Origin of the sequence: Azotobacter salinestris, assembly GCF_009363155.1 — a bacterium.
Taxonomy (GTDB): Bacteria; Pseudomonadota; Gammaproteobacteria; order Pseudomonadales; family Pseudomonadaceae; genus Azotobacter; species Azotobacter salinestris.
Window position 1 is genome coordinate 46,283 of sequence record NZ_CP045302.1, and the last position, 26,218, is coordinate 72,500.

At 66.6% G+C, this 26,218-nt stretch carries 21 protein-coding genes, 1 rRNA gene and 1 pseudogene (1 of these 23 only partly in view); 20 read left to right on the forward strand and 3 right to left on the reverse strand.

The features are described 5' to 3' along the window. Positions 1-39 precede the first annotated feature (39 nt). From GCU53_RS00495 to GCU53_RS00560, 14 genes are all read left to right on the forward strand, one after another. Complete coding sequence (locus GCU53_RS00495) at positions 40-1,824, forward strand: methyl-accepting chemotaxis protein (RefSeq protein ID WP_280115849.1); 1,785 nt, start codon at positions 40-42, stop codon at positions 1,822-1,824. A gap of 65 nt (positions 1,825-1,889) precedes the next feature. Continuing rightward, entirely contained in the window at positions 1,890-3,599 is a 1,710-nt protein-coding gene (locus GCU53_RS00500; RefSeq protein ID WP_152385892.1) for a methyl-accepting chemotaxis protein, read from the forward strand. Next, on the forward strand, positions 3,596-4,459 hold the full coding sequence (locus GCU53_RS00505) for a CheR family methyltransferase (protein WP_152385893.1): 864 nt from the start codon (positions 3,596-3,598) through the stop codon (positions 4,457-4,459). The genes GCU53_RS00500 and GCU53_RS00505 overlap by 4 nt, the downstream gene beginning before the upstream one ends. A gap of 102 nt (positions 4,460-4,561) precedes the next feature. Further along, positions 4,562-5,623, forward strand: coding sequence for a protein-glutamate methylesterase/protein-glutamine glutaminase (locus GCU53_RS00510; protein ID WP_152385894.1), 1,062 nt, complete (start codon positions 4,562-4,564; stop codon positions 5,621-5,623). 527 nt (positions 5,624-6,150) lie between these two features. After that, positions 6,151-7,878: a methyl-accepting chemotaxis protein gene (locus GCU53_RS00515; RefSeq protein ID WP_152385895.1), complete on the forward strand. Its 1,728-nt coding sequence runs from the start codon at positions 6,151-6,153 to the stop codon at positions 7,876-7,878. 112 nt (positions 7,879-7,990) lie between these two features. Then, the gene (cheY, locus tag GCU53_RS00520) at positions 7,991-8,380 is read left to right on the forward strand and encodes a chemotaxis response regulator CheY (RefSeq protein ID WP_152385896.1); all 390 of its coding nucleotides are present in this window, start codon (positions 7,991-7,993) and stop codon (positions 8,378-8,380) included. 22 nt (positions 8,381-8,402) lie between these two features. Next, on the forward strand, positions 8,403-9,086 hold the full coding sequence (gene cheZ / locus GCU53_RS00525) for a protein phosphatase CheZ (protein WP_152385897.1): 684 nt from the start codon (positions 8,403-8,405) through the stop codon (positions 9,084-9,086). Between the two features lie 241 nt (positions 9,087-9,327). After that, complete coding sequence (flhB, locus tag GCU53_RS00530; protein WP_152385898.1) at positions 9,328-10,542, forward strand: flagellar biosynthesis protein FlhB; 1,215 nt, start codon at positions 9,328-9,330, stop codon at positions 10,540-10,542. Continuing rightward, positions 10,539-12,620 carry a flagellar biosynthesis protein FlhA gene (gene flhA / locus GCU53_RS00535; RefSeq protein ID WP_152385899.1) on the forward strand — a complete coding sequence of 694 codons (2,082 nt, stop codon included), beginning with the start codon at positions 10,539-10,541 and terminating at the stop codon, positions 12,618-12,620. Before flhB ends, flhA begins: the two co-directional genes overlap by 4 nt. Positions 12,621-12,623: 3 nt before the next feature. Further along, entirely contained in the window at positions 12,624-14,900 is a 2,277-nt protein-coding gene (flhF, locus tag GCU53_RS00540; protein WP_152385900.1) for a flagellar biosynthesis GTPase FlhF, read from the forward strand. Continuing rightward, positions 14,900-15,445, forward strand: coding sequence for a hypothetical protein (locus GCU53_RS00545; RefSeq protein ID WP_152385901.1), 546 nt, complete (start codon positions 14,900-14,902; stop codon positions 15,443-15,445). The genes flhF and GCU53_RS00545 overlap by 1 nt, the downstream gene beginning before the upstream one ends. Then, the gene (locus tag GCU53_RS00550; RefSeq protein WP_244306954.1) at positions 15,442-15,864 is read left to right on the forward strand and encodes a flagellar protein FlhE; all 423 of its coding nucleotides are present in this window, start codon (positions 15,442-15,444) and stop codon (positions 15,862-15,864) included. Before GCU53_RS00545 ends, GCU53_RS00550 begins: the two co-directional genes overlap by 4 nt. 152 nt (positions 15,865-16,016) lie before the next feature. Then, positions 16,017-16,712, forward strand: a complete 696-nt coding sequence (locus tag GCU53_RS00555; protein ID WP_152385902.1) for an RNA polymerase sigma factor FliA — start codon at positions 16,017-16,019, stop codon at positions 16,710-16,712. Positions 16,713-16,822: 110 nt separating this feature from the next. Further along, on the forward strand, positions 16,823-18,514 hold the full coding sequence (locus GCU53_RS00560) for an HD domain-containing phosphohydrolase (protein WP_152385903.1): 1,692 nt from the start codon (positions 16,823-16,825) through the stop codon (positions 18,512-18,514). A 39-nt stretch (positions 18,515-18,553) separates the two neighbouring features. Here the strand turns inward: GCU53_RS00560 and GCU53_RS00565 are convergent, their stop codons facing one another. After that, entirely contained in the window at positions 18,554-18,925 is a 372-nt protein-coding gene (locus GCU53_RS00565) for a flagellar protein FlaG (RefSeq protein WP_152385904.1), read from the reverse strand. 323 nt (positions 18,926-19,248) lie between these two features. On the opposite strand from GCU53_RS00565, the pseudogene GCU53_RS00570 reads away from it, so the two are divergent. Both GCU53_RS00570 and GCU53_RS00575 read left to right on the forward strand, forming a co-directional pair. Next, positions 19,249-19,575 (forward strand): annotated as a pseudogene (locus GCU53_RS00570) (type II toxin-antitoxin system RelE/ParE family toxin). After that, on the forward strand, positions 19,572-19,859 hold the full coding sequence (locus tag GCU53_RS00575) for a helix-turn-helix domain-containing protein (RefSeq protein ID WP_152385905.1): 288 nt from the start codon (positions 19,572-19,574) through the stop codon (positions 19,857-19,859). Before GCU53_RS00570 ends, GCU53_RS00575 begins: the two are co-directional and overlap by 4 nt. 63 nt (positions 19,860-19,922) lie before the next feature. Here GCU53_RS00575 and GCU53_RS00580 read toward each other — a convergent pair whose 3' ends face one another. After that, the gene (locus tag GCU53_RS00580) at positions 19,923-20,156 is read right to left on the reverse strand and encodes a hypothetical protein (RefSeq protein ID WP_244306958.1); all 234 of its coding nucleotides are present in this window, start codon (positions 20,154-20,156) and stop codon (positions 19,923-19,925) included. Positions 20,157-20,277: 121 nt separating this feature from the next. Then, positions 20,278-21,792, reverse strand: coding sequence for a flagellin N-terminal helical domain-containing protein (locus GCU53_RS00585; RefSeq protein WP_152385906.1), 1,515 nt, complete (start codon positions 21,790-21,792; stop codon positions 20,278-20,280). A 237-nt stretch (positions 21,793-22,029) separates the two neighbouring features. On the opposite strand from GCU53_RS00585, the gene GCU53_RS00590 reads away from it, so the two are divergent. The 4 genes from GCU53_RS00590 to GCU53_RS00605 all read left to right on the forward strand — a co-directional run. Then, positions 22,030-23,580 carry an ATP-binding protein gene (locus GCU53_RS00590; protein ID WP_152385907.1) on the forward strand — a complete coding sequence of 517 codons (1,551 nt, stop codon included), beginning with the start codon at positions 22,030-22,032 and terminating at the stop codon, positions 23,578-23,580. 71 nt (positions 23,581-23,651) lie between these two features. Continuing rightward, positions 23,652-24,473: a motility protein A gene (locus GCU53_RS00595; RefSeq protein ID WP_152385908.1), complete on the forward strand. Its 822-nt coding sequence runs from the start codon at positions 23,652-23,654 to the stop codon at positions 24,471-24,473. Next, positions 24,470-25,297 (forward strand): OmpA/MotB family protein, encoded by an 828-nt coding sequence (locus GCU53_RS00600; protein WP_152385909.1) that lies wholly within the window; start codon positions 24,470-24,472, stop codon positions 25,295-25,297. The genes GCU53_RS00595 and GCU53_RS00600 overlap by 4 nt, the downstream gene beginning before the upstream one ends. 403 nt (positions 25,298-25,700) lie before the next feature. Continuing rightward, a 16S ribosomal RNA gene (locus GCU53_RS00605) occupies positions 25,701-26,218 on the forward strand (it continues 1,018 nt past the right edge of the window).

Consider the following 26,218-nt stretch of genomic DNA (forward strand, 5'->3'; position numbering starts at 1 on the left):
AACACCCGCAATGTGGGCAGACCGCAAAGGAAGAATGAGTTGAAACTACTGGACAACATGACGGTACGTCTCAGCTGGATGCTGGTACTGGCGTTTTTCAGCACGGTGGTGGTGAGCCTGAGTGCGCTGGGCCTCTATTCCGTGCACTACGCCGAGCGCAGCCAGAGCCAGTTGGTCGAGTTCGGCCGGCAGCAGCAGGAGCTGCAGCAGGTCGTCGGTTTGCAGGCCGTCGCCTTCCGGCTGCAGGAGCTGCTGCAGGCGCTGGGCGACGAGCAGGCCCGCCTGGAGCAGGCGGTACAGCGCGGGCAGGTGAGCGCCCCGGCGCAGTCCGGCGATGCGCAGGACGTGCCGCCGAGCCATCAGGTGGACAAGGTCGCCCTGGACGAGCGCCTGAAAGGCCTGCAGGCAGCCTTCGAGGCGTTCCTCGCCCTGCCGCATGCCGTCGAACATGAAGCACAGGTTCAGGCGCTGCAGAAGCGCTTCGCCAGCCTGCTCGACAACGGCCTGCGCCCGCAGCTGCAGGAGCTGGTCCGGCGCAATCCGGTGGTTGCCGGCCACCACGGCCAATCGGCCAGGATGCACGGCGCCCCTTTCCTGCTTGATCTGGAGAGGCTGGGCCAGGCGCTGGCCAGCGGCGGAGCGATGCCGCAGGCCGGCTTCACCTGGATCGAGGCGGCGATCGAGTGGGCCATCTATGCGGCCCTGTTCGTCTCCGTGTTGACCGTCGCCATCGTGCTGTGGGGGGTCACGGCCAACGTGATCCGGCCGCTGCAGCGGGTGGTGGAGCACTGCGAGCAGATCGCCTCCGGCGATCTGGCCGGCCGCATCGAAGTGCACAGCACCAACGAGATCGGCCAGTTGTTCGCCGCCCTGGCCGACATCCAGCAGCGCCTGGCGCAGACCGTGGGCACCGTGCGCCACAGCAGTCACCTGATCCACGAAGGGGCCCAGGCGATCGCCGAAGGCAGCCGCAGCCTCTCGACCCGCACGGTGCAGCAGTCCGCCTCGCTTGAGAACACCGCCTCCAGCATGGAGCAACTGACCTCCACGGTCAGCCAGAACGCCGACAACGCCCATCAGGCCAACGCCCTGGCCGACAGCGCCGCCGAAGTGGCCAAGCGAGGCGGTGACCTGGTCGCCCAGGTGGTCAGCACCATGGGCGGGATCAGCGAGAGTTCGCACAAGGTGGCGGAAATCATCAAGCTGATCGATTCGATCGCCTTCCAGACCAACATCCTGGCGCTGAACGCCTCGGTGGAGGCGGCACGGGCCGGCGAGCAGGGCCGCGGCTTCGCGGTGGTGGCCGGCGAGGTACGCAACCTGGCCAGCCGCAGTGCGCAGGCCTCGAAGGAGATCCGCGACCTGATCACCGCCTCGGTCGACCAGGTGGATGCCGGCAGCAAGCTGGTCGCCCAGGCCGGCAGCGCCATGCAGGAAATCGTCGAGTCGGTGCAGAAGGTGGCCGACATCATGGACGAGATCTCCGCCGCCTCCCGCGAGCAGAGCAACGGCATCGCCCTGGTCGACAAGGCGGTGCTGGAAATGGACGCCGTGACCCAGCAGAACGCCAACCTGGTCAAGGAGACCAACCAGGCGGCAGATGAGTTGGTCGGCGAGGCCCGCCGCCTGCGCGAGGCCGTGGACGGCTTCCGCATCGACGCGAACTACGAGACGGATTCTTCGCCATCCCGGGGAATAGACGGGTCCTGGGCGCAACGCCAATACGAGAGTGCCGAGCGCGAGCTGGCGCGGCGGGAGCCGCCGCTGGCCTCGCGGTCGGGCCGGAGCTCCTCCGGGTCCGACGACGACTGGCAGACCTTCTAAAGAAACACACCACGAATGGGCGGCTACGAACCGCCCATCGCTTCGTTGTACGGGGGAAATTTCGCATGCGCAACAATCGGCCCGTGACCCAGCGCGAGTACGAACTGCAGGAAGACGATTTCCTGATTTCGCGAACGGACCTCCAGGGACGGATCACCTATGCCAATCCGGCTTTCATCAAGATCAGCGGGTTCAGCCATGAGGAACTGATGGGCGCCCCGCACAACCTGGTCCGGCATCCGGACATGCCGGCCATCGCCTTCGCCAACCTGTGGGAAACGGTCGGCAAGGGCCTGAGCTGGAACGGCATCGTCAAGAACCGCCGCAAGAACGGCGATCATTACTGGGTCCGGGCCAACGTCACGCCCTATTACGAAGGCGAACGGCTGGTCGGTTACACCTCGGTGCGCACCAGGGCCTTGCGCAAGGAGGCGGAGGTCGCCGAGCAGGCCTACCGCAGCATCCGCGAAGGGCGCGGCAAGCATCTCGGCCTGATCCGCGGCAAGCTGGTGCGCCGCGGCTGGCGCGGTCTGCTCGAGCGCCTGCAGCTGGGTTCCCTGTCCATGCAACTGGAGCTGATCGTCTCGACCGGCGGAATGCTGCTGCTGGCCAGCGGCATGCTCGGCTACTTCGGTCTGCAGAGCGGGGACAAGGACCTGGCGGAGACGCTGCTGCAGATCCAGCTGGGGCTGGTCGCCGCGGGGATGCTCTGGCTGATCCTGCTGGCGCGCACGACCGTCCGCACGCTGGATCGCCCGCTGCAGGCCGCCATCGCCTTCATCTCCCAGCTGGCCGCCGGCAACCTCATGGTGCGCATAGGCGACTACGGCAATGGCGAAATGGGCCAGATGACGCGGATGCTGGAAACCATGCGCAAGAGCCTGGTGAGCATTTCGGCGGATGTGAGCGGCAGCGTCGACACCTTCACCAACTCCGCTCAGGTGATCGCCAGGGACAATCTGGACCTGCATGCGCGCACCGAGCAGCAGGCGGCCTCGCTGCAGCAGACCGCGGCCGGCATGGAGCAACTCACCGTCACCGTGGAGCAGAACTCCGCCAACGCCCGCCAAGCCAGCCGGCTGGCCGAGGAGGCGGCCGGGGCCGTGCGCGAGAGCGGCCAGGTGATGGGGCAGGTGGTGGATACCATGGGAACCATCACCACCACCTCGCACAAGATGACCGAAATCATCAACGTGATCGACTCGATCGCCTTCCAGACCAACATCCTGGCGCTGAACGCCTCGGTGGAGGCGGCGCGTGCCGGCGAGCAGGGCCGCGGCTTCGCGGTGGTGGCCGGCGAGGTGCGCAACCTGGCCAGCCGTTCGGCGGAGGCCTCCCGGGAAATCCGCACCCTCATCGACAACTCCTCGCAGCAGATCATGCAGGGCGAGCGCCTGGTGCGCCGGGCCGAGCAGACCATCGAAGGCGTGGTGGCGGCGGTCGCCCGGGTCAACGACATCATGGAGGAGATCGCCGCAGCCTCTGCCGAGCAGAACAGCGGTATCGCCCAGGCCAGTCAGGCCGTCGCGCAGATGGACGAGGTGACCCAGCACAACGCTCGCCTGGTGGAGTCGGTGGCGCAGCAGGCCACCCATCTGGAAACCCAGGCGATCCAGGTGCAGCGCGCGATTTCCGTATTCCGCGTGACCGGGGGCGGTACGTCCTCCGGGGAAGGGGTGCCCCGTCCGGAGCCGTCGACCGGGCGCGGGCATGAGAGCGAAGAGCGGCACGGCAAGCGACGGATAGCCGAGAGCCGGGAGAGAAGCAGATCTTGAGCAACCCCGAATTACCGTCCCTGAGCGATCCGCTGGGACGCGATCTGGTACTGACCGATGCGGACTTCGAACGCATCTGTCAGCTGATCTATCAGCGTGCCGGGATCGTCCTGGCCGCCAACAAGCGTGAAATGGTCTACGGCCGTCTGGCCAAGCGCCTGCGCCTGCACGGCATCAGCCACTTCTCGGAGTATCTGGAGCGTCTGGCCCGACAGCCCGCGGCACGGGAGTGGGAAGCCTTCACCAATGCGCTGACCACCAACCTGACGGCCTTCTTCCGCGAGCCGCACCATTTCCCGCTGCTCGCCGAGCATGTGGCCGGCCGCCGCGACCCGGTGCGCATCTGGTGCGCCGCGGCTTCCACCGGCGAGGAGCCGTACTCGATCGCGATGACCCTGATCGAGGCGCTCGGGCCGCAGCAGGCCAGCCAGGCGCGGATCGTCGCCAGCGACATCGACAGCGACGCGCTGGCCAAGGCGCGGACCGGCGTGTATCCGCTCAAGCAGGTCCTCGAGCTCGACGAGCAGCGCGTCAAGCGCTTCTTCCTCAAGGGCAGCGGCGGGCGGGAAGGACTGGCCCGGGTACGCCCGGAACTGATGAACATGATCGACTTCCGGCAGCTCAACCTGCACGCACCGCGCTGGGACCTGACCGGCCCGTTCGACGCGATCTTCTGCCGGAACATCATGATCTACTTCGACAAGCCGAGTCAGACGCGCATCCTCAAACGCTTCGTCTCCTACCTCAAGGAAGATGGCCTGCTGTTCACCGGCCATTCGGAAAACTTCACCTACCTCTGCGACGACTTCAAGCTGCGTGGGCACACCGTCTACACCCTCGCTCACAAGCCTAAAGTTTGACGTCAATCAACCGATATACCCAGAACAAGCAGGCCTGACGGCCGGGCCTGTCCTTTGCCGGGCAGCCGGCGCCGGGCAGGGCCGTTGAAAAGGAGATCCGTCATGGGCAGTCCCAAGATCCGAGTATTGTGCGTCGACGATTCGGCGCTGATACGCGACCTCTTGAGCGAAATCATCAACTCGCAACCGGACATGGAGGTGGTGGCCGTCGCCGCCGATCCCCTGGTCGCCCGCGACCTGATCAAGCTGCACAATCCGGATGTTCTGACCCTCGACGTCGAGATGCCGCGCATGGACGGCCTGGATTTCCTCGAGCGGCTGATGCGTCTGCGGCCCATGCCGGTGCTGATGGTGTCGTCGCTGACCCAGGCCGGCTCGGAGGTGACCCTGCGCGCCCTGGAGCTGGGCGCCCTGGACTTCATCGCCAAGCCGCAGATGGGCATTCGCCACGGCATGCTCGACTACAGCGAACTGATCGCCGAGAAGATCCGCGCCGCCGCCCGCTCGCGTCCGCGCCAGGCGCCTTCGGGCAGCGCTCCACGGCCGAAGGCGCTGCAGGCCCCGATCCTCTCCAGCGAAAAGCTGGTGATCATCGGCGCCTCCACTGGCGGCACCGAGGCGATCCGCGCCGTGCTCGAGCCGCTGCCGGCCAACAGTCCGGCCATCCTCATCGCCCAGCACATGCCGGGCGGCTTCACCCGCTCGTTCGCCGAGCGCCTGGACCGCCTGTGCAACATCGCCGTCAAGGAGGCCGAGGACGGCGAGCGCATCCTGCCCGGGCATGCCTACATCGCGCCGGGCACCGCCCACCTCAAGCTGGCGCGCAGCGGCGCCAACTACGTCGCGCGGCTGGACGATGGCGAGCCGGTCAACCGCCATCGCCCGTCGGTGGATGTGCTGTTCCGCTCCGCGGCGGAAAACGCCGGCCGCAACGCCATCGGCATGCTGCTCACCGGGATGGGCAAGGATGGCGCGCGCGGGTTGCTGGAGATGCGTCAGGCCGGCGCCTTCACCTTCGCCCAGGACGAGGCCAGCTGTGTCGTGTTCGGCATGCCGCGGGAGGGCATCGCCCTCGGCGGGGCATGCGAGGTGGTGTCGCTCGAGCACATGGCCGAGCGGATTCTCAAGCAGGTGGCCGCCTCCGGGCGGGCGCAGCGGGTCTGACCTGCGCCCGCCCGGACCTGTTCGAGGAGCGTTTCATGCGCAGGAGGCAGCTTGCCCGGTGCAGCGGGACCGGCATTTCGCCGGGATCTCGGCGGCCTCGCACGGGCAGAGCGAAGAGTCGCGCGGATGGATGAGGTGAGGCAGCAAAGCGCACCGCTGGTACGGAAGGCATCGATGGCCTCGTCGGCCGGCCGGCCGGGCGGGCGTGGCGTCCGGAGGGAGCGGTGCCGGAGCCGCTGCGGGAGAGGGAGCATGGCAAGCCGGTAGTGGCCACTGCCGAGGAGCAGTGGGAGGAATTTTGACCACGACGCCCGCTCAGGCGGGCGTGGATGGATTTTGCCGGAACAGGTTCCGGTCATGGCTCTTCAGGCCGGTGCGTACGCGTGTCGGCCAGGTCGCGGGAGACGATCCCGCCGCCGATGAGAGGTATCGCTTGAAAGCGAAATTTTAAGAAGGCATTCGCCCCCCACCCGGGGGAGTGAGCCCGATTCGAAGGCTGTACCGGCAGCCGCTAAGGAGATTTCTTGATGTTGGGTTTCTTGCGTAGTCTGAGCATAAGGGCGGTGGTGACCACCACCCTTGGCTGTTTTGCGTTGTTGCTGGCCGTCGTTGCGGGGCTGGGGTATGGAGGTACCAGGATAGGCGATCAGGCGCTCGAGGACCGAACGCGGACTGCGACCCGGATCGACCTGTTGCGTCAGGCCGACATGCTGCGCCTGAAAGCCTTCGCGCGTCTGGAGGCCTACGGCAAGATGAGTCTGGTCGGCCAGGTCGCTCTCGCGGAGCGCCAGAAGCAGCAGGCCGAACTTCATGAACTGATCACCCTGGCCGGCAAGACGCTGGCGGACTTCCAGGCCATGCCGCCGTTCTCCAGGGAGGATGGGCGCAAGCTGCTGGAAAAGGCCGCAGCGAGTCTGGCCGAATCGCTTGGCACCCTCGATCGCCAGTTGCAGGCCTGGTCGAAGCTCGACACCGAAACCTACGACCAGCTCGAAGACGACATGATGTTCAAGCGCGGTCCGCAGATCGCCAAGGACCTGGCGGACACCATGGCCTATCTCGAGGCCCATGGTGCGCGGCAGATGTCCGACTACTACTCGAGCCTCACCACCTTCGCCTTCATCGGCGGCATTTCCCTGACCATCGCTCTGCTGCTGATGCTGGCCCTGAGGGCGATGCTGATGGGCTTCGTGGTCCGCCCGGTGCACGAGGCGGTGGGCCATGTGCAGCGCCTGGCCCGGGCGGATCTCTCGCAGGCGATCTCCGTCACTTCGCGCAACGAGATCGGCCAGTTGCTGGGCGCGCTGCGCGAAATGCAGGAAAGCCTAGTGCGCATCGTCGGCAGCGTGCGTGCCGGCAGCGGCTCGATCCTGGTCGGCGCGCAGCAGATCGCCAGCGGCAACGCCGACCTGTCCTCGCGCACCGAGCAGCAGGCCGCCTCGCTGGAGGAAACCGCGGCGAGCATGGAGGAGCTGACTGCGACGGTGAAGCAGAACGCCGACAACGCCCGCCAGGCCAGCGCGCTGGCCAACGACGCCTCGGGCACCGCCGGGCAGGGCCGCGAAGTGGTCGGCCGGGTGGTGGAGACGATGCGCGAGATCAGCGACAGCTCGCAACAGATCGCCAAGATCGTCGGGGTGATCGACTCGATCGCCTTCCAGACCAACATCCTGGCGCTGAACGCCTCGGTGGAGGCGGCGCGGGCCGGCGAGCAGGGCCGCGGCTTCGCGGTGGTGGCCGGCGAGGTGCGCAACCTGGCCGGGCGTTCGGCGGAGGCGGCGCGGGAGATCAAGACACTGATCGAGGCCTCGTCGCGGCGGGTCGGCGACGGCTCGAAACTGGTCGAGCAGGCCGGCCAGACCATGGAGGAGGTGGTCAAGGCAGTGCACCGGGTGACCGACATCATCGACGAGATTTCGGCGGCCTCGCACGAGCAGAGCGAGGGGATCGCCCAGGTGAACACGGCGGTCGCGCAGATGGACGAGGTGACCCAGCAGAACGCGGCGCTGGTGCAGGAGGCGTCGGCGGCCTCGGCCTCGCTGGCCGAGCAGGCGCGACAGCTGGAGGAGGCGGTGGCGGTGTTCCACCTCGGCGCGGAGCGACCGCGTACGGCGCAGCAGGAAGCTCGGGGCGCGCGCACTGCCGTGTCCCGGACGGGGCAGGCCGGGCAGCGGAAGGAGCGCAGACCGGCTGCGGCGAAGGACAGCGCCAAGCCGGCCCTGGCCACTGCCGGGGAGCAGTGGGAAGAGTTTTGAGTGGGGCGACCGCCCGACAGGTCGATAACGAAGGGGCGCTCGCCGCGCCCCGTTTTGCATGCCGCGGCGGGCTGCGACAACTGCCCGCCCTTGATTGCGAGGGGGACCATAAATGGCCGACAAGAACATGAGCATCCTGGTGGTGGACGACTTTCCGACTATGCGCCGGATCGTCCGCAGCCTGCTCAAGGAACTGGGCTTCAACAACGTCGAAGAGGCCGAGGACGGTCAGGACGCACTGAACAGGCTGCGTGGAGGGGGCTTCGAGTTCGTGGTGTCGGACTGGAACATGCCCAACCTCGACGGCCTGGAGATGCTCAAGCAGATTCGCTCCGACGACGGGCTCAAGCACCTGCCGGTGCTGATGGTGACCGCCGAGGCGAAGAAGGAGAACATCATCGCCGCGGCGCAGGCCGGTGCCAACGGCTACGTGGTCAAGCCCTTCACCGCCGCGACCCTGGAGGAAAAGCTGAACAAGATCTTCGAAAAACTGGGCAAATGAACTCAGGGGAGGAGGCAGGTCCATGAGCGCCAACGAGCTGAACGGGGAGGGTTTCACCGCCAACCCCGAGGATTTGATCCAGCGTATCGGCCAGCTGACCCGGATGCTGCGCGACAGCATGCGCGAGCTGGGTCTGGACAAGGAGATCGAGAAGGCGGCCCAGGCGATTCCGGATGCGCGCGACCGTCTCGGCTACATCGCCGCGATGACCGAACAGGCTGCCGACCGGGCGCTTAACGCCGTCGACCGCGCCCAGCCGATCCAGGACGAGCTGGCCAAGGGCGCGAGGGAGCTGGACGAGCGCTGGCAGGCCTGGTTCGCCGATCCGATGGAGCTGGATCAGGCCAAGGCATTGGTCACCGATACCCGTGCCTATCTGGCCGAGGTGCCGCGGCAGACCCAGGCTACCCAGAGCCAGCTGCTGGAGATTCTGATGGCCCAGGATTTCCAGGACCTGACCGGCCAGGTGATCAAGAAGATGATGGAAGTGATCCAGGAGATCGAGCACCAACTGGTCCAGGTACTGATCGACAGCGTGCCCGACGGCGACGAACAGGCGGTTTTGAAGCGCCTGGCCGAGGCCGAGTGGGAGCCGGTCGACGATCACAAGAAACTGCTCAACGGGCCGCAGATCAAGCCCACCCCGGGCGAAGCGGTGGCCAGCCAGGATCAGGTCGACGATCTGCTCGCACAGCTCGGTTTCTGAGGTCCGTAGCGCCTGCCTCCGGCCGGCCTGCGCCTTGCGGCGCGGGCCGCCCTCTTTCGCGGCCCGAGTTTGGTCGGGTGGACAACGCCGCAGGCTTGTCCGCCATGGTGGATGGCTTCGGCCATCCACCCTACCGATGGGCATAGGGTCGGCGACGGCTTCATTGCCTGCGCCAATCGCGACATAAGCACGGAATTCGTCATGCTGTTCGGGTGATGGCCTTCCGGCATGCCCATGCAGAATGGCCGCCGTTCATCTGCACGAGTCGCCCGCGGCGCACTGGTGGGCCATGGCTGACGAGAGCAGCGATCAGGAAAAGACCGAAGCGGCAAGTCCGCGACGCCTGGAAAAAGCCCGGGAAGAAGGGCAGGTCGCCCGCTCGCGCGAGCTGACCACCTTCCTGCTGCTGCTGACCGGCGTCGCAGCCCTGTGGGGCATGGGCGGGCTGCTCCATGAGCGGCTTGCCCAGGTCATGGAGCAGGCCCTGCTGTTCGAACGCGCCCAGGCCTTCGACGCAGCCCGCATGCTGGCGCGCTTCTGGGAACTCGGCGAAGGCACGTTGTTCACGCTGCTGCCGCTGTTCCTGCTGATGGCGGTGATGGCCCTGGTCGCGCCGTCGCTGCTCGGCGGCCTGCTGGTCTCGGCCAAGGCGCTGCAGCCGCAACTGGCCCGGCTCAACCCGCTCAAGGGGCTCAAGCGGATCTTCTCGACCCAGGCGCTGGCCGAGCTCGGCAAGGCCGTCGCCAAGACCGTCCTGGTCGGCTGGATCACGGTGTTTTTCCTGAGGAGCTACATCGACCGGCTGATGACGCTGTCCGGCATGCCGATCCACGAGGCCCTGGCCGATGCCATGCGTCTGATCGCCCTGGCCTGCGGAATGGTCGTGCTGGGCCTGATCCTGGTGATCGTCCTGGACGTGCCCTACCAGCTGTGGAGCCATGCCAAAAAGCTGCGCATGAGCAAGGAGGAGCTGCGCCAGGAGCACAAGGAGTCGGAGGGCGACCCCCACGTCAAGGGACGCATCCGCTCGCAGCAGCAGGCCATGGCGCGCTCGCGGATGATGAGCAAGGTGCCGACGGCCGACGTGATCGTCACCAACCCCACCCATTACGCCGTCGCGCTCAGCTACCGGGACGGGGAGATGAGTGCGCCGCGGGTGGTCGCCAAGGGGGCCGATGCGGTGGCCGCGCGCATCCGGGAACTGGGCGGCGAGCATGGCGTGCCGCTGCTGGAGGCCGCGCCCCTGGCCCGGGCGCTCTACTACCACGTCGATCTCGACCGGGAAATCCCGGCCGAGCTGTACACCGCCGTGGCCGAGGTGCTGGCCTGGGCCTACCGCCTGCGGCGGGTGCGCGAGGAGGGCGGCGAGATGCCGGACACCCCGCGCGACCTGCCGGTGCCGGCGGGCATGGACGAGCGCACCCGGCGCGACAAGCAATCCGAGGAAACCCGATGAAAGCACTGACCAATCTACTGGGCCACGGCTCCTGGCAGGGGCGCTTGGACTTCAAGCTGCTGGCCGGGCCGGTGCTGATCATCCTCATCCTGTCGATGATGATCCTGCCGCTGCCGCCCTTCGTCCTCGACCTGCTGTTCACCTTCAACATCGCCCTGGCGATCATGGTCCTGCTGGTGAGCATGCTCACCGAGAAGCCGCTGGACTTCGCCGCCTTCCCGGCGATCCTGCTGTTCACCACCCTGCTGCGCCTGTCGCTGAACGTCGCTTCCACCCGCGTGGTGCTGATGGAGGGCCACCAGGGCACCGGCGCCGCCGGCAAGGTGATCGAGGCCTTCGGCGAGTTCCTGGTCGGCGGCAACTTCGGGGTCGGCCTGGCGGTGTTCCTGATCCTGGTGATCATCAACTTCATGGTCATCACCAAGGGCGCCGGGCGCATCGCCGAAGTAGGCGCGCGCTTCACCCTCGACTCCATGCCCGGCAAGCAGATGGCCATCGACGCCGACCTGAACGCCGGCCTGATCGGCGAGGCGGAGGCCCGCCAGCGGCGCCGCGAGGTGGCCCAGGAGGCCGAGTTCTACGGCTCGATGGACGGCGCCAGCAAGTTCGTGCGCGGCGACGCCATGGCCGGCATGGTGATCATGGCGGTGAACATCGTCGGCGGCCTGCTGATCGGCATGCTGCAGCACAACATGGCCTTTTCCGACGCCGCCCACACCTACGTCATGCTGACCATCGGCGACGGCCTGGTGGCACAGATTCCGGCGCTGGTCATCTCCATCGCCGCCGGCGTCACCGTTTCGCGGGTGAATACCGAGCAGGACGTCGGCCAGCAGATGCTCGGCCAGCTGTTCAACCGGCCGCAGGTGCTGATGCTGGCCGCCGCGGTGATCGGCCTGCTCGGCCTGGTGCCGGGGATGCCCAATCTGGTCTTCCTGCTGTTCACCGCGCTGCTCGCCGGCCTCGGCTGGTGGTTGCGCCGGCGCGAGCAGGAGAAGCTGGTCGAGCAGGTGGTCAACGAGGTGCCGCCGGCCAAGGTGGAGGCCCCGGAGGCCAGCTGGGACGACGTGCAACTGGTCGACACCCTGGGCCTGGAGGTCGGCCACCGGCTGATCCCGCTGGTCGACAACCGCCAGCAGGGCGAGCTGCTCGCGCGGATCAAGAGCGTGCGCAAGAAGTTCGCCCAGGACATTGGCTTCCTGCCCCCGGTGGTGCACATCCGCGACAACCTGGAACTCGGCCCGAACGCCTACGTGATCACCCTCAAGGGCGTGGAAATCGGCCGCGGCGAGATCCATCCCGGCAAGTGGCTGGCGATCGATCCCGGCCAGGTCAGCGGGCGCCTCGAAGGGGTCGCCACCACCGATCCGGCCTTCAACCTGCCGGCGACCTGGATCGACGCGAACCTGCGCGAGCACGGGCAGATCTATGGCTACACCGTGGTCGACGCCGGCACGGTCACCGCCACCCACCTCAACCACCTGCTGCACCGGCATGCCGCCGACCTGCTCGGGCGCAGCGAGGTGCAGCGTCTGCTCGACAAGCTCGGCGACGAGAACAAGGCCCTGGTCGAGGAGGTAGTGCCCAAGCTGGTCCCGCTCAACACCCTGCAGCGCATCCTGCAGAGCCTGCTGGAGGAGGAGGTCTCGATCCGCGATATGCGCAGCATCCTCGATGCCCTGGCCGAGCACGCTGGCGCACACGCCAACGATGTCCAGGAGCTGACCGCCATGGTGCGCGTGGCGCTGGGGCGCGCCATCACCCAGCAGTGGTTCGGCAGCCGGAGCGAATTGCACGTCATCGGTCTCGACCTGCAGCTGGAGCAGGTGCTCCTGCAGGCGGTGAACAACGGCGCCCTGGAGCCGGGTCTGGCCGACAACCTGATGCAGCAGGCCGAAACCGCCCTGGCCCGCCAGGAGGCCAACGGCGAACCGCCGGTGCTGGTGGTGCCGCACCGGCTGCGCGCGCTGCTTTCGCGCTTCCTGCGCCGGCGCCTGCGCCATCTGGTGGTGATGTCCCTGGTGGAGCTGCCCGAGGACCGCTCCCTGCGTGTGACCAGCCTGATCGGAGGGAAATGATTCATGAGCGTCAGACGTTTCGTCGCGCCCAACAGCCGCGAGGCCATGCGCCAGGTGCGCGAGGTCCTGGGCGAGGGTGCCCTGATCCTGTCCAACCGTCCCGTCGCCGAGGGCGTGGAGATCCTCGCCCTGGCCGAGGAGGAGCAGCAGGCGGTCCAGGCCGCCGCCAGTCCCGTTGCACCTGGGCGGCCAGCCGTCTCCGTCGACCACCGCCAGGCGGTCGGCGCCGCCCCGCCCGGGCCGGCGCCGGCCTCGCCCGCGCCGGCGGCCGCGGCCCTCGACTTCGCCGCTCTCGGCCAGCGCCTGCTCGGCGAGATGCAGGACATGCGCGCCTTGCTCGACCGGCAGATGCAGGCCCCGACCAGCGGCGGCGGCTGCCGGAGCCAGCTGCGCCAGCGCCTGCTCGGCGCCGGTTTCGGCCCCTGCCTGAGCGACGAGATCCTTGCCGGCCTGCCCGGCGAACTGGCCGCCGGTCCGGCTTCCGCACCAGCCCTGCAGGCCTGGCTGGAGCGCCAGCTGGAGGCGCGCCTGCCGGTGCTCGAGGACGAGGCCGGCCTGCTCGACGCCGGCGGGCTGATCGCCCTGGTCGGCCCCACCGGGGTGGGCAAGACCACCACCGTCGCCAAGCTCGCGGCGCGCTACGTGATGCGCCACGGCGCGAGCCAGGTGGCCCTGATTAGCACCGACAGCTTCCGGATCGGCGCCCACGAGCAACTGCGCATCTATGCCCGTCTGCTCGGCGTCGAGGTACACACGCTGGCCGCCGTCGCGCCGCTCGAGCCCCTGCTCGCCGGACTGGCCGGCAAGCGCCTGATCATCATCGACACCGTCGGCATGAGCCAGCGCGACCGGCGCCTGCTCACCCAGATCAACCAGCTCGGCGCTGCCGGCCGCCCGATGCGGCTGATGCTGCTGCTCAACGCCGCCTGCCACGGCGACACCCTGGAGGAGGTGGTCGGCACCTACCAGCGCGCCGCCCTGGCCGCCGGCACCCGTCTGCACGACTGCATCGTCAGCAAGTGCGACGAGGCCGCGCGGCTCGGCCCGGTGCTGGACATCCTCATGCGTCATGGTCTGCGGCTGAACTATCTGTCCAATGGCCAGCAGGTGCCGGAAGACCTGCAGGTGGCCGAGGCCGGGCCGCTGCTGCAGCAGGCGCTGGCGGTGAGCCAGCCGTCGCCGTTCGTGCCCGAGGGCGGAGCGGACGGCGCCGGGCGGCGTCTCGACAGCTGGGCCCGCGGCCTGTTCGGCCGTGGCCGCAGCCTGGCGGCCGCGCTCGAAGGGCTGCGCCGCGAACTGGACGGCTTCGCCCTGCTGGAGCGCGCCTGGCGTCTGGCCGCCCTGCCGGCCGGCGTGCAGGGGGAGCGGCTGGCCCGGCTGCTGGAGGAATGCGACGGCGAGCCCGACGAGGCCGGCGTGCGGCAGCTGCTCTGGGGCAGCGGCAAGCCGGTAGCGGGCGCCACCTGGAGCATGCCGCTGCTGACCCTGGACCCGGAGGGGGGCCTGCAGGTGCGTCCCTGGCTGGCCCATCGGCTGCCGACCGGCCACGAACAGCGTATGGACTGGGCCTTCGAGCGGCTCAAGGCGCGCCGCCACTTGCTGCCGGCAGCGCCGGAAGGCAGCTTCCTGCAGGTCCTGGCGCGGTTGCGCAGCCCCTGGGTCGGCACCGTCAGGCCCGGCAACCGGCTCGAGTTCCAGGGCGAGCGCCACAGCCTGGCGCAGTTGAGCGCCGTCGCCGAACCCCATGACAGCCTGCAGCTGCGCCATCGCGGCCGGCCGCTGTGGCTGGAGCTGCGCCATCTGCCGGTCGGTCTGCGCGCCGCCGGCGAGCGTGGCGGGGCGTCGGCGCCCTGGCCGGTAGAGGCCTGGTTCGGCACCTTGCGCGATGGCGACAGCGGCCAGTCGCTCGGCCAGCGCCACTGGCTGGCCTGGTCGCCGGAGCCGGGCCGCCGGACGCTCGCCGAGCAGGCCGACGGGGTGCGCCTGCTGCTGGCCTGCGACGATCTGCCGGCGCTGATCCTGCGTGCCTGGCAGGCGCTCGGCGAGGTTCAGGTCCCCCTGCAGACGGAGCTGCGGCTGTTTCTCGCCGCCGCGCTGGCCGCCTGCGCCAGCCGTCTGGATCAGTCCGCGGAGGACTGGGCGATGGACCTGCGCGCCCGGCTGTCCGGCCTGGGCAGCGGGCGGCGCCTGCGCGGCCCCGCCCAGCAGCTCGACGCCCTGCTGCATCTGCTGGCTGCCGGCGATGCCTTCCGCCAGCTCGGTGGCGAGCGCGTTCACTGATGGCCGCTCCGGAGGATCAGGACGGGTTCGGCCTGCTCGATCAGGCCGCGGGGCTGCGGCGCTGGGCGGAGCAGCATGGGGGAGGCGCCGGGGAAGCCCCCGTCGCCGCGCTGTCGTCAGGCACTCCCGAGGAGCCGCGCCCGACCCTGATGGTGGTCGGCCTGCCGCCCGGTGCGCAGCGCCAGCGTCTGGAGCGGGTGCGCCGGACCCTGCAACGCTGGAAGGCCAACGGCCATGCCTGGGTCGGCGATCCGTCCCGCTGGCAGCTGGTCGCCCTGGAAGAGAGCAGTCCGCACCTGCACACCCTGGCCTGCCAGCAGTCGCGCTGGGCCCTCTGGGTCGAGGGCGACCCGGACAGCTTCCGCCGCGCCTACCAGTGCCTGCGCCTCCTGCGCGAGGGTGGCGGACCGACCCGGTTGCTGGTCATGCATCCGGGGTTCGACTCGCACGCGGGCCTGCTTGACAACCTGCGCCAGGCCGCGAGGACTTTTCTCGAGATCGAGTTGCTGCTGCTGGTCGAGCGACCGAAAGGGCATGAGGGATGAGCGGGCGCAGCCGCGTCGGGGCGTTCATGCTGGGCGGACTTCTCGGCCTGCTGCTGGCCCTGCAGATTTCCGTGCCGAATGCGCAGGCCGCACCGGGCAGCTGGCAGACGCAGATTGCCAGCCTGCGCCTGGCCGTGCCTGATCGGGAAAGCGCATCCTCCCCCCTGCAGCCGCCGGCGCTAGCCCAGGGACAGCGCCTGGCCGAGGTGCGCTGGCGTTTCGCGCTGGCGCCTGGAGCCCCGGTCCGGGCCTGGCTCTGCCATCCGCAGCGCTGCATCGAGCTGTCCCGTAGCCGGGGACGCAGCGCCGCGCTGGCCGGGCTGGACGCCGGGCAGCCGCTGCAGTTCCGCTTTCGCCTGGCGCCGCGTGCCGAACCGCAGCCGGTCGAGGGAATCGAGCTGATCGTCGAATACCGTTGAGGGGATGCTGGCATTTTGCAAAGCCCGGAATAGCCCGTTTCCCCGGTGACTGTTCGGCGCTTTCAGGGCTGTGCCGCAAGGCGAGAATGCCGCCCGGAGAGCCTTCGTCCGGCCAGGACCGGCCGTTTTTCGTCATGCTCCAGGTCAGTGGAATGTATACGGCACAGGGCAAAATCAGACAGCGCGACCTGCTCGAGCAGTATCTGCCGCTGGTGCGCCGGCAGGCCTTGAACCTGCAGACCAGATTGCCGGCCAGTGTCGAGCTGGACGATCTGATCCAGGCCGGCACCATCGGCCTGCTCGATGCCCTGTCGCGGTACGACGCCGCCCAGGGCGCCAGTTTCGCCACCTTCGCCAGCCAGCGCGTGCGTGGCGCCATGCTCGACGAGCTGCGCAGCCGGGACTGGGTGCCGCGCAGCGTGCGGCGCAATGCCCGGGCCCTGGAAGATACCCTGCGCCACCTCGAGCAGCGCCTCGGCCGGCCCGCCGAGGAGCGCGAGATCGCCGCGGCCATGGGGCTGGATCTCGCCGAATACCGGCAGCTGCTGCTGGACAGCAACGGCAGCCAGTTGGTGGCCATCGACGAGCTGGGCGAGGACGAGGTGGATGCGATGAGCGTCGGACACTATGCCTCGCCCTTCGCCGAGCTGGCCGAGGGGCGCGACATGGAGCGTCTGGTCAAGGCCATCGAGGCGCTGCCCGAACGGGAGAAGCTGGTGCTCGCCCTGTACTACCAGGAAGACCTCAACCTCAAGGAAATCGGCGCCGTGCTGGGCGTCAGCGAATCCCGCGTCTGCCAGCTGCACAGCCAGGCGGTCGCCCGTCTGCGCAACGGACTGGCGGAGTAGCGCGCTGTACACGGCAATTCCCTGGCAATGGCTTGTCGACCTCCGTCTCCCTGCGGGTACAGGGGAGGCCTGAGGCCGCGCCATCCGCCAATGACTGAAGGAAACAGATTGTGGAACAGGCCTGCGATACCTACTCGCGCATCGACCATGCGGACAAGTGCCGCGACCTACTGGAGCAGCTCTGCGAACAGGGCGGCGCCCGGCTGATCGGCCTGTCGCCGGAAACGCCTTCCCTGGCGGCAGTGCTCATGGAGGTGGTGCCGGGTGAGCGGCTGGTCTTCGACCTGACCTCGATACCGGCCGTGGCGCCCTTGCTCGAAGGCGGCGGGCGCGCCAGCCGCCTCGCCGGGCGGGTCGCCAGCACCCTGCTGCGCAGCGCGCCGCTGGTCGGCTGGCGGCGCCTGCCGGTGCCGGGGCGCATCCAGCTGGCCTGCGCCTGGCCGGAGTGGCTGGAGATCCTCCACCGCCGCAGCACCTTCCGCGCCGAGCTGCCGATGCGCCTGACGGTGCGGGTCGAGGTGCTGCCGGCCGAGGGGATGCGGCCGCTCGTCGGCCGGCTGCTCGACCTGTCGCAGGGGGGCTGCCAGATCGAGCTGCCGGCCGGTTCCGCCAGCGAATTGCAGGCCGGGCAGGCTCTCGAGCGGATCGCCCTGTGCTTTCCCAATGGCCAGCAGATCGAGCTGCGCGGCGAGATCCGCCATCGCCAGCTCAATGCCGACTGGAAGGCGGCCCGCTTCGGCTGCGCCTTCGACAGGCCCGCTGCCGACCTGGAGCGCCGGCTGTGGTTCTACGTGCGCGAGATCGAGCGGGAGAGCGCCCGCGGCGCGCTCGGTGGCGACGCCGAACGGGCGCCCTCGCCGCTGTTCCAGGCTGCCCGAACAACGCAGACAACCGATCTGCTGCGTACCCATGGCCTCGACTACGCCACGCCCATGGCCCGCCGCCTGGCGCAGGTGTCGCTCTACCTGAACGGCCTGCTGGTGGATCTGCAGCAGGGCAACGACATCGAATCGGCCAAGTTGTCCTGGCACTGCGACTATCTGCTGGGACTGCTCGACGAGGACCGCCAGGACCTGCTGTTCGCCGTGCACTGCCTGGTGGACGACCCGCCGCTGGTCAAGCACTGCATCGCGGTGGCCGTGCGCCTGGCCGACCTGGCGCGCAGCCGGGGTCTGCCGAACGACCTGGTCAAGGCGATCTGCGCCTGTGCCCTGGTCCACGACCTCGGCAAGGCGCTGCTGCCGCCGGAGCTGCTGCGCAGCGAATTCCTTGATCGCGAACAGCGCGAAATCCTCGGCCGCCATGTAACGTTGCTGCGCGAGCGGCTGGGGCAGTGCAAGTGGCTGGCCGAACTGGTGATCGGCAGCGTCGTCGAGCAGATCAACGAGCGTCTTGACGGCAGCGGCTACCCGCACGGCCTGCGGGGCGAACAGCTCGGCGAGCTGGCGCGGATGGCCGCGGTGGTCGATGTGATCGACGCCATGGGCCGGCCGCGACCGGACCGTCCGGAGCAGGCGATCAGCAGCGTCTACCGCCGGTTGATCGGCTGCGAGGCGCAGCTCGACCGGCGCTGGTGCCAGCATTACATCCAGCACTTCGGGCTGATTCCGGTCGGCTCGCTGGTGCGCTTCGCCGAAGGCGACCTGGCCTGGGTGGAGCGCCTCGACCGCAAGGGCGAGATCGCCCAGGTGCGCCTCGCCGATCAGTCGAGCATGCGCGGGGCGACCCTCAGTGCCCCGCTGTCCGGCGACGAACTGGCCGCCCTGGGGCCCATCGAGGGCATCGTCATTCCGGGCTCTTGAACCGGAGCGGCAGGTGCTCCCGTGTCGGAGGCGGGCAGCTCAGGCCGTTTCCCGGAGCAGGATGCCGCGCAACTGCTCGAGGCTCCGGGCGATGCGCAGCACCTCCTCGCTGGGAATCTGCCGGATCACCTCGCCGCTCTCCCGGTCGACGATCTCCGTGACTACCCGCGGCCCCGGCTCGCTCAGATGGAACTCCACCCCGTAGTTGCCCAGCACCTCGTTGATCCGTTGCAGTGGCTCGACCAGCTCCTCGCGGGCGACCAGCCCCGGCTGCGCGCCCTCGGCCTGCGCCGCGGCGCTCCCGGCGGCCGGCGGCAACTCGTCCAGGGCGTTTTCCAGGCGCTGACGCGGCGTCAGATTGGCAAGAGGCGAATGGGGAAGGGTACCGGCATTGTTCAGCGGCGAGCTCATGGGTGTTCTCCTTGGAAGACGGACAGATCCATGACCCTTTATCGGATGGGGGTATGGAAACTTGAGAGGGAAGGGCGGCGATGGTCGCCGCCCTGCGTCTTCCGGTTCGACGGAGCCAGACCGACCCCGGCCCCTTCGCAATCGCTGTACGCCGGGAGGCGCCGTGCCCATGCAACACCGTGCAACGATGTTTCGCTCCAGGTGCCCAGTGTGTAGGGCGGGTTTCACCCGCCCTACAAGGCTGATTATCGGTTCCGATAAAATGTCTTGCGACTCTTATCGAAACAAATAAAATGTTCCCGGCACAACAAGGACTCCATCCGATGAAGGCTGTTGAATTCCTTGCCGACTCCCTTGACCGCCTGCGCGAATTTCCGGCCGATGCCCGTCGAGAGGCTGGTTTCCAGCTGGACAATCTCCAGAACGGCATCGAGCCGGCCGACTGGAAGCCCATGAAGACTGTGGGTGCCGGCGTGCGGGAGATCCGTATCCGTGAGGCCTAGGGGGCGTTCCGTGTGATCTATCTGGCCACCCTGGCGGATGCCGTCTATGTGCTGCACTGTTTCCAGAAGAAGACCCAGGCCACGCCGAAGGCCGATATCGATCTGGCGGCAGCCCGTCTCCGCGACCTGCTGAGGAGCAGAAAATGACCGAGCGACAACGTTTTACCAGCGTCTGGGATGCCCTCGAGGACACCCCGGCCGAGGCCGAGAACATGAAGTTGCGCGCCGCCCTGATACGTGCCATCACCGAGCAGGCGGCCGCGTGGCCGGGCACCGACAGCGAGAGGGCCCGTCGACTCGGCATCACCGGGCCACGCTTTTCCAATCTCAAGGCTGGCAAGATCAACGCCTTCAGTCTCGACGCCCTGGTGGCGATCGCGGTGGCGGCCGGACTGTCGGTCGGGCTGTCGATCAGTGGGCGCGCGGCTTAGCTATTCGAGTCCCGGCGGGCCTCACCCGCCCTTCGTTCTGCATGAATCTGGCGTCCAGGGCGCTCAATGCAGGCCTTCGATTGTCGCCAGGACGCCCTGACTTCGCTCATCGCCCATCGCGTGCACATGCTCCTGCCGCTGCTTCAGCGCGCGTGCCTGCAGCTCGTGCAGGGCGATGTAATCGGCTTTCAGGGTCGCATTGCAGCCGGTGGCCTCGAAGCGCTGCAGCAGCGTCGCGATCTGGGCGAGCAGGGTGTCGAGTTCGTCGATCAGAGGCTGGTGATCGGAGGCGTTCATGGCTGGGGACCGGTTTGGGATGCGGAATTCATCTTTTGTCTGAAGCGAAAAAACAAGGCGCCTAAAGGCGCCTTGTTTTTTGGAAGGCAGGTTGCGAAACGCCTGCCCTGGCCTAGGCCAATTAACCCAGCAGCGACAGCACGCCCTGCGGGATCTGGTTGGCCTGGGCCAGGACCGAGGTGCCGGCCTGTTGCAGGATCTGCGCCTTGGTCATGTTGGCCACTTCCACGGCGTAGTCGGCATCTTCGATGCGCGAACGGGCCGCGGACAGGTTGGTTTCGTTGGTCTTCAGGTTGGTGATGGCCGAGTCGAAACGGTTCTGGATGGCACCGAGGTCGGAACGCAGCTCGTCGACTGCTTTCAGAGCATTATCAAGAGAAGCCAGCGGATCGGCGGTCAGCTTGTCGCCGAGGTCCACTACACCGGTAGCGGTGTCAACTTCGGCTTCGTAGTAGACCTCGTTGCCGTCGGCATCGGTGCCCTTGACCACATAGCCGCTGCCATCCTTCAGGGCGAAGAGTTGGGCGCTGTTGCCAACCAGGCTGGTGTCCAGGCCGGAGGTGTCAACGGTGACCGCTGGATCTGGGTTGCTGATCTGGTCAAGCGCACTGCCTACCTCGGCATCGAGTGTGCCATCTGCAACTGCGGAAGAGTCATAACTTACAGTGCCGGCAGCGAAGTCAACGGTTGCAGCGACATAGTCATCGGCGCCGCGCTTGATGTGATAGGAGCCATCGGACATCAGATGCAGAGTCGGCTGAGTTGCGACATTGGAGTCGGTGCGGCCAGTGATGTCGTCGGCCTGCATAACCACACCATCACCAACATGAATCTCATTGCCGGCTGCTGCGGTAGCGGAAGCAGTGATATCGCCGTCGTCGACAGCAGAGTCAAAGGACAGGGAGTTGGTGGCGGCGTCATAAGTGGCTACGTGAGAAGTAGCACCGCCGTCGGACGAAACATAAATTTTGTCTGGGTCCGCATCGTCAACATAGACGGCCCAAGTAGCAGCGCCTGCAGTGTCGGTGAAGCTGAAGTCTTCCAGATTGCGCGAAGACGGAGCCAGTTCGGTCGTCGCAGTAGCTGCCAGATCCTCGGTATTGAGGGTGTTGGTAACATTGAAGGAGGCCAGACCCAGAGTGGTCTTGTTGATTTCCTTCAGATTGATGCTGATGCTCTCGCCATCGTTGGCGCCGACCTGAATCCTCAGGGTCTGGTCGGAGTTAAGCACCTTGGTGCCGTTGAAGTTGGTTTCCTTGGAGATACGGTCGATCTCTTCCAGGCGCTGGTTGATTTCCGCCTGGATGGAGGCCTTGTCTTCCGGCGAGTTGGTGTCGTTGGCCGCTTGGACGCTCAGCTCGCGGATACGCTGCAAGTTGTCGTTGACCTGGTTCAGTGCGCCTTCGGCGGTCTGGGCGACGGAAATACCGTCATTGGCGTTGCGCTGTGCCTGGCTCAGACCGGTGATCTGCGAGCTCATGCGGTTGGCGATGGCCTGGCCGGCGGCGTCGTCCTTGGCGCTGTTGATGCGCATGCCGGAGGACAGGCGCTCCATGGCGGTGGTCAGGGCGCTCTGCGAGGCGCCCAGGTTCTTCTGGGCGATCAGCGACGTGATGTTGGTATTGATGACGGACATGTTGCGTTCCTTCTCTAAAGGTTGAGCGCCAGGGGCGAGCTGCGCTGCGCGGTGGCTTCGCGGCTGGCGACAACGGCGCCGTTGGCCGTTACCCCGACTATCGGCGCCTGCCACGGGAGCTTTAGGGGCGGACGAAAATTTTTTGACGCAGTGCTCCGTCCTGTTCCTGTCGGAGGGTCATTCGAAGGCTTTGCGCGGCGGCGCTACAATCGCCTCGACCCTTGCCGAGTATCCGCCATGTCCCGCAAGAAGCTGCCCATCGGTATCCAGACCTTCCGCGAAATCCGCGAGGACGGCTGCTACTACGTCGACAAGACCGGCTTTGCCCTGCGCCTGGTCGAGGAGGGCAAGTACTACTTTCTTTCCCGCCCACGACGCTTCGGCAAAAGCCTGTTCCTCGATACCCTGGCGGAGCTGTTCGCCGGTAGCGAGCCGCTGTTCCGCGGTATTCAGGTGCACGACAAGTGGGACTGGGAGCGGCGGGCGCCGGTGATCCGGCTCAGCTTCGGCGGCGGTGTGGCCGCCAGTCCGGCGGAGCTGGAATGCCGCATCCGCGAATTGCTGGTAGAGCAGCAGGAGCGCCTGGGCCTCGAATGCCGCAGTCGGACGATTCCGGGGATTTTCGCCGAGCTGATTCGTCACGCCCATGCCGCCACCGGCGAGCGGACGGTGGTGCTGGTGGACGAGTACGACAAGCCGATCCTGGACAACCTCGGTCGCCCCGAGGTGGCGCGGGAAATCCGGGACGCCCTGCGCAATCTGTATTCGGTGATCAAGGACAGCGACGCACACATTCGCTTCGCCATGCTCGGCGGGGTATCGAAGTTCAGCAAGGCGAGCCTGTTCTCGGGGTTGAACAACCTGCGCGACATCACCGTTTCCAGCGATTACTCGGCGATCTGCGGCTATACCGACACCGACGTGGACAGCGTATTTGCCGCCGAGCTGCCGGGCCTGGATCGTGAGGCGATCCGCCAGTGGTACAACGGCTACAACTGGACCGGCGAGCCGGTATACAACCCGTTCGACCTGTTGCTGCTGTTCCAGGAGCGGGAGTTCCGGCCATTCTGGTTCGAGACGGGCACGCCGACCTTCCTGGTGGAACTGCTCACCGCACGGCGCACCTTCACGCCCGATCTGGAGCGCCTGGTAGCCCTCGAAAGCCTGCTGTCCAGCTTCGATGTCGACCACATTCCCACCGAGGCGCTGATGTTCCAGGCCGGCTACCTGACCGTCGATTCGGTACGACGCCTGCCGGGGTTGATGCAGATGACCCTGCGCTATCCCAATCTGGAGGTGCGCAGCAGTCTCAACGGCGCATTGCTGCAGGTGCTGACCCACGACCCGGCGCGCTATGGCATCCATGCGCCGCGCCTGTACGACCTGTTGCTGGCCAACGACTTCCCGGCGATGCAGGCCTTGTTCACGGCCTTTTTCGCGAGCATTCCCCACGACTGGTATCGCAACAACCCCATCGCGCAGTACGAGGGCTATTACGCAAGCGTCTTCTACAGTCATTTCGCAGCGCTGGGGCTGGATATCCGCCTGGAGGACACCACGAACCATGGGCGGATCGACATGGCGGTGCTTTTCAACGGCCATGTCTACCTGTTCGAGTTCAAGGTGGTGGAGCTGGTGCCGGAGGGCAGGGCGCTGGAGCAGCTCAGGGAGCGTGGCTATGCGGACAAGTACCGCGGCCGGGGCGAGCCGATCCATCTGATTAGTATGGAGCTCAGCAAGGAGGCGCGCAGCGTGGTGGGATTCGAAGTGCAAAGCCTGCTTCCGTAGCCGGCCGTATTCAGAAAACCGCTCCGTGGCCGATAGGTATTCAATCAAGTCTGTCTGTTTCGGAGCCCTGCATGAATCCCTCCACACTCATTGGCATGCTCGCCAGTATCGCCCTGCTGGCGGTGACGCTGATCTTTTCCGCCGAAGAGCCGGCGCTGTTCGTCGATCTGCCGAGCCTGGGCATCGTCGTGGTCGGCACCTTCGCGGCGACCTTCATCAGTTATCCGCTGGGCGAGGTGCTGCGGGTATTCAGTCTGATCGCCACGGTGATGCGCAACGAGCGGTTGTACACCGAGGACGATATCGAGGAGCTGGTGAAGATCTCCCGCCTGTGGGCGGGCGCGGACCTGCGTGCCGTCGAGCGGGAGCTGGCCCAGGTCAGGAATCCCTTCCTGCGTACCGGGGTGCAGTTGGTGATCGACATGACGCCGGAGGAGGACATCCTCGAGCTGCTGCAGTGGCGGATCTCGCGTCTGCGTGCCAAGGAGCACGCCGAGGCGCAGCTGTTCCGGGTGATGGCCAGTTATGCGCCGGCATTCGGCATGCTCGGTACGCTGGTGGGACTGGTGAATCTGATGTTCCTGCTGGGGGATGGCGACATGACGGCTATCGGCCGGCAGATGGCGGTGGCGCTGATGACCACTCTCTATGGGGTGCTGCTTGCCAACCTGGTATTCAAACCGGTGGCGGTGAAGCTGGAGCGGCGTACCGAGCAGCGAGTGGTGCTGATGAACATGGTGCTGCAGGGGATCTCCATGATGTGCAACAAGCGCAACCCGGGATTGATGCGCGAGACGCTGAACTCGTTCGTCGCCCAGTACCAGGATGAGATTCGCGACGGCGGTCGGGAGACGGGCGAGCCTGAGCCGGATGAGAGGAGCGCCCGGCAATGACTGAGCCAGTGGAGAATCCATCCTTCAATTCAGCGGGCTCGGCGCGCAAGGTGCTGCTGGAGCGTCAGCGCCAGTTGGAGCAGGAGTTGGCCCATGCACGTCAGGCGACGCGCATGGTCAAGCGCCAGGTTGCCAATGCGGCCCATGAGCCGGACTCCGAGGGAGAGACGGAAGGCTGGCTGATGACCTATCTGGACATGATGACCCTGCTGCTGGTGTTGCTGGTGGTAATGCTGGCCTTCGCTGGAAAAGGCAAGGGGAGCGGCGAGCAGGCGCAGCCGCTCAATCCATTGTCCGAAGGCGTTCTGCCAGCTGGCAGCGGTCTGCTCGAGCAGGCTGGCCAGTCCCTGCGTGATAAAGGAGGAGACTCCACCCGCGATCCTCTTCAGGGGCTGCCGTTGGATCGGTTGGGCAAGGATATCGAGGTGGTCGTGAAGGAGGGCACTGTGAGCTTTCGCATCAGCAGCGAGATCCTCTTCAGTTCCGCGCAGGCCGACCTGAGCCTGGATGGGTTGCGCGTATTGCAGCAGCTGGTTCCGGTGCTCAACAGTAGCCGACATGATGTTGTAGTGGTGGGGCACACCGATTCGCTGCCGATCCGCAGCTCGCGCTTTCCTTCCAACTGGGAGCTTTCCGGGGCGAGGGCCGGCAGCGTGGTGCGTTATCTGGAGGCCAATGGGGTCGTGCGTCAACGCATGCGTGCGGTGGGCCTTGCCGATACCAAGCCGCTGGCCGACAACTCGACCCTAGAGGGGCGTGCCAACAATCGGCGGGTGGAGCTGATTCTGGAGGCGCCACAGGCAGCGGAAAAGTCGGACGATTGAGAGGGCGGGCGACTGACATATTGAAAGGGCTCAATTAAAGCTTGACGCCCCGCTTCGAGACCCTATAATGCGCCCCACTTCCTGCGCAGTGGCACCGGAAACCCTTGAAAATCAAGGGCTTGCCTGTGAGGCTGGTAGCGGGGGCAGGCGCTCGAGAGGGATGCGAAACGACCTTCATCGAAACGCTTGACAGGCTTCAAGGCTGCTGTAGAATGCGCGGCCTCGGTTGAGACGAAAGCTCAAGCGAAACGCTCTTTAACAAGTCGAATCAAGCAATTCGTGTGGGTGCTTGTGGATAGAACCGGTGGTCGCAAGATTATCGGCAACACAAGTAGCTCGTGAATTCATGAGTTTATTTGCGATTGCTGAGCCAGGCTTTGGATCCTCGGATCCTGCTGAATTTGAACTGAAGAGTTTGATCATGGCTCAGATTGAACGCTGGCGGCAGGCCTAACACATGCAAGTCGAGCGGCAGCGGGACCTTCGGGTTGCCGGCGAGCGGCGGACGGGTGAGTAATGCCTAGGAATCTGCCTGTTAGTGGGGGATAACGCGGGGAAACTCGCGCTAATACCGCATACGTCCTACGGGAGAAAGTGGGGGACCTTCGGGCCTCACGCTAACAGATGAGCCTAGGTCGGATTAGCTGGTTGGTGGGGTAACGGCCCACCAAGGCGACGATCCGTAACTGGTCTGAGAGGATGATCAGTCACACTGGAACTGAGACACGGTCCAGACTCCTACGGGAGGCAGCAGTGGGGAATATTGGACAATGGGCGAAAGCCTGATCCAGCCATGCCGCGTGTGTGAAGAAGGTCTTCGGATTGTAAAGCACTTTAAGTCGGGAGGAAGGGCTGTAGGCGAATACCCTGCAGTCTTGACGTTACCGACAGAATAAGCACCGGCTAACTTCGTGCCAGCAG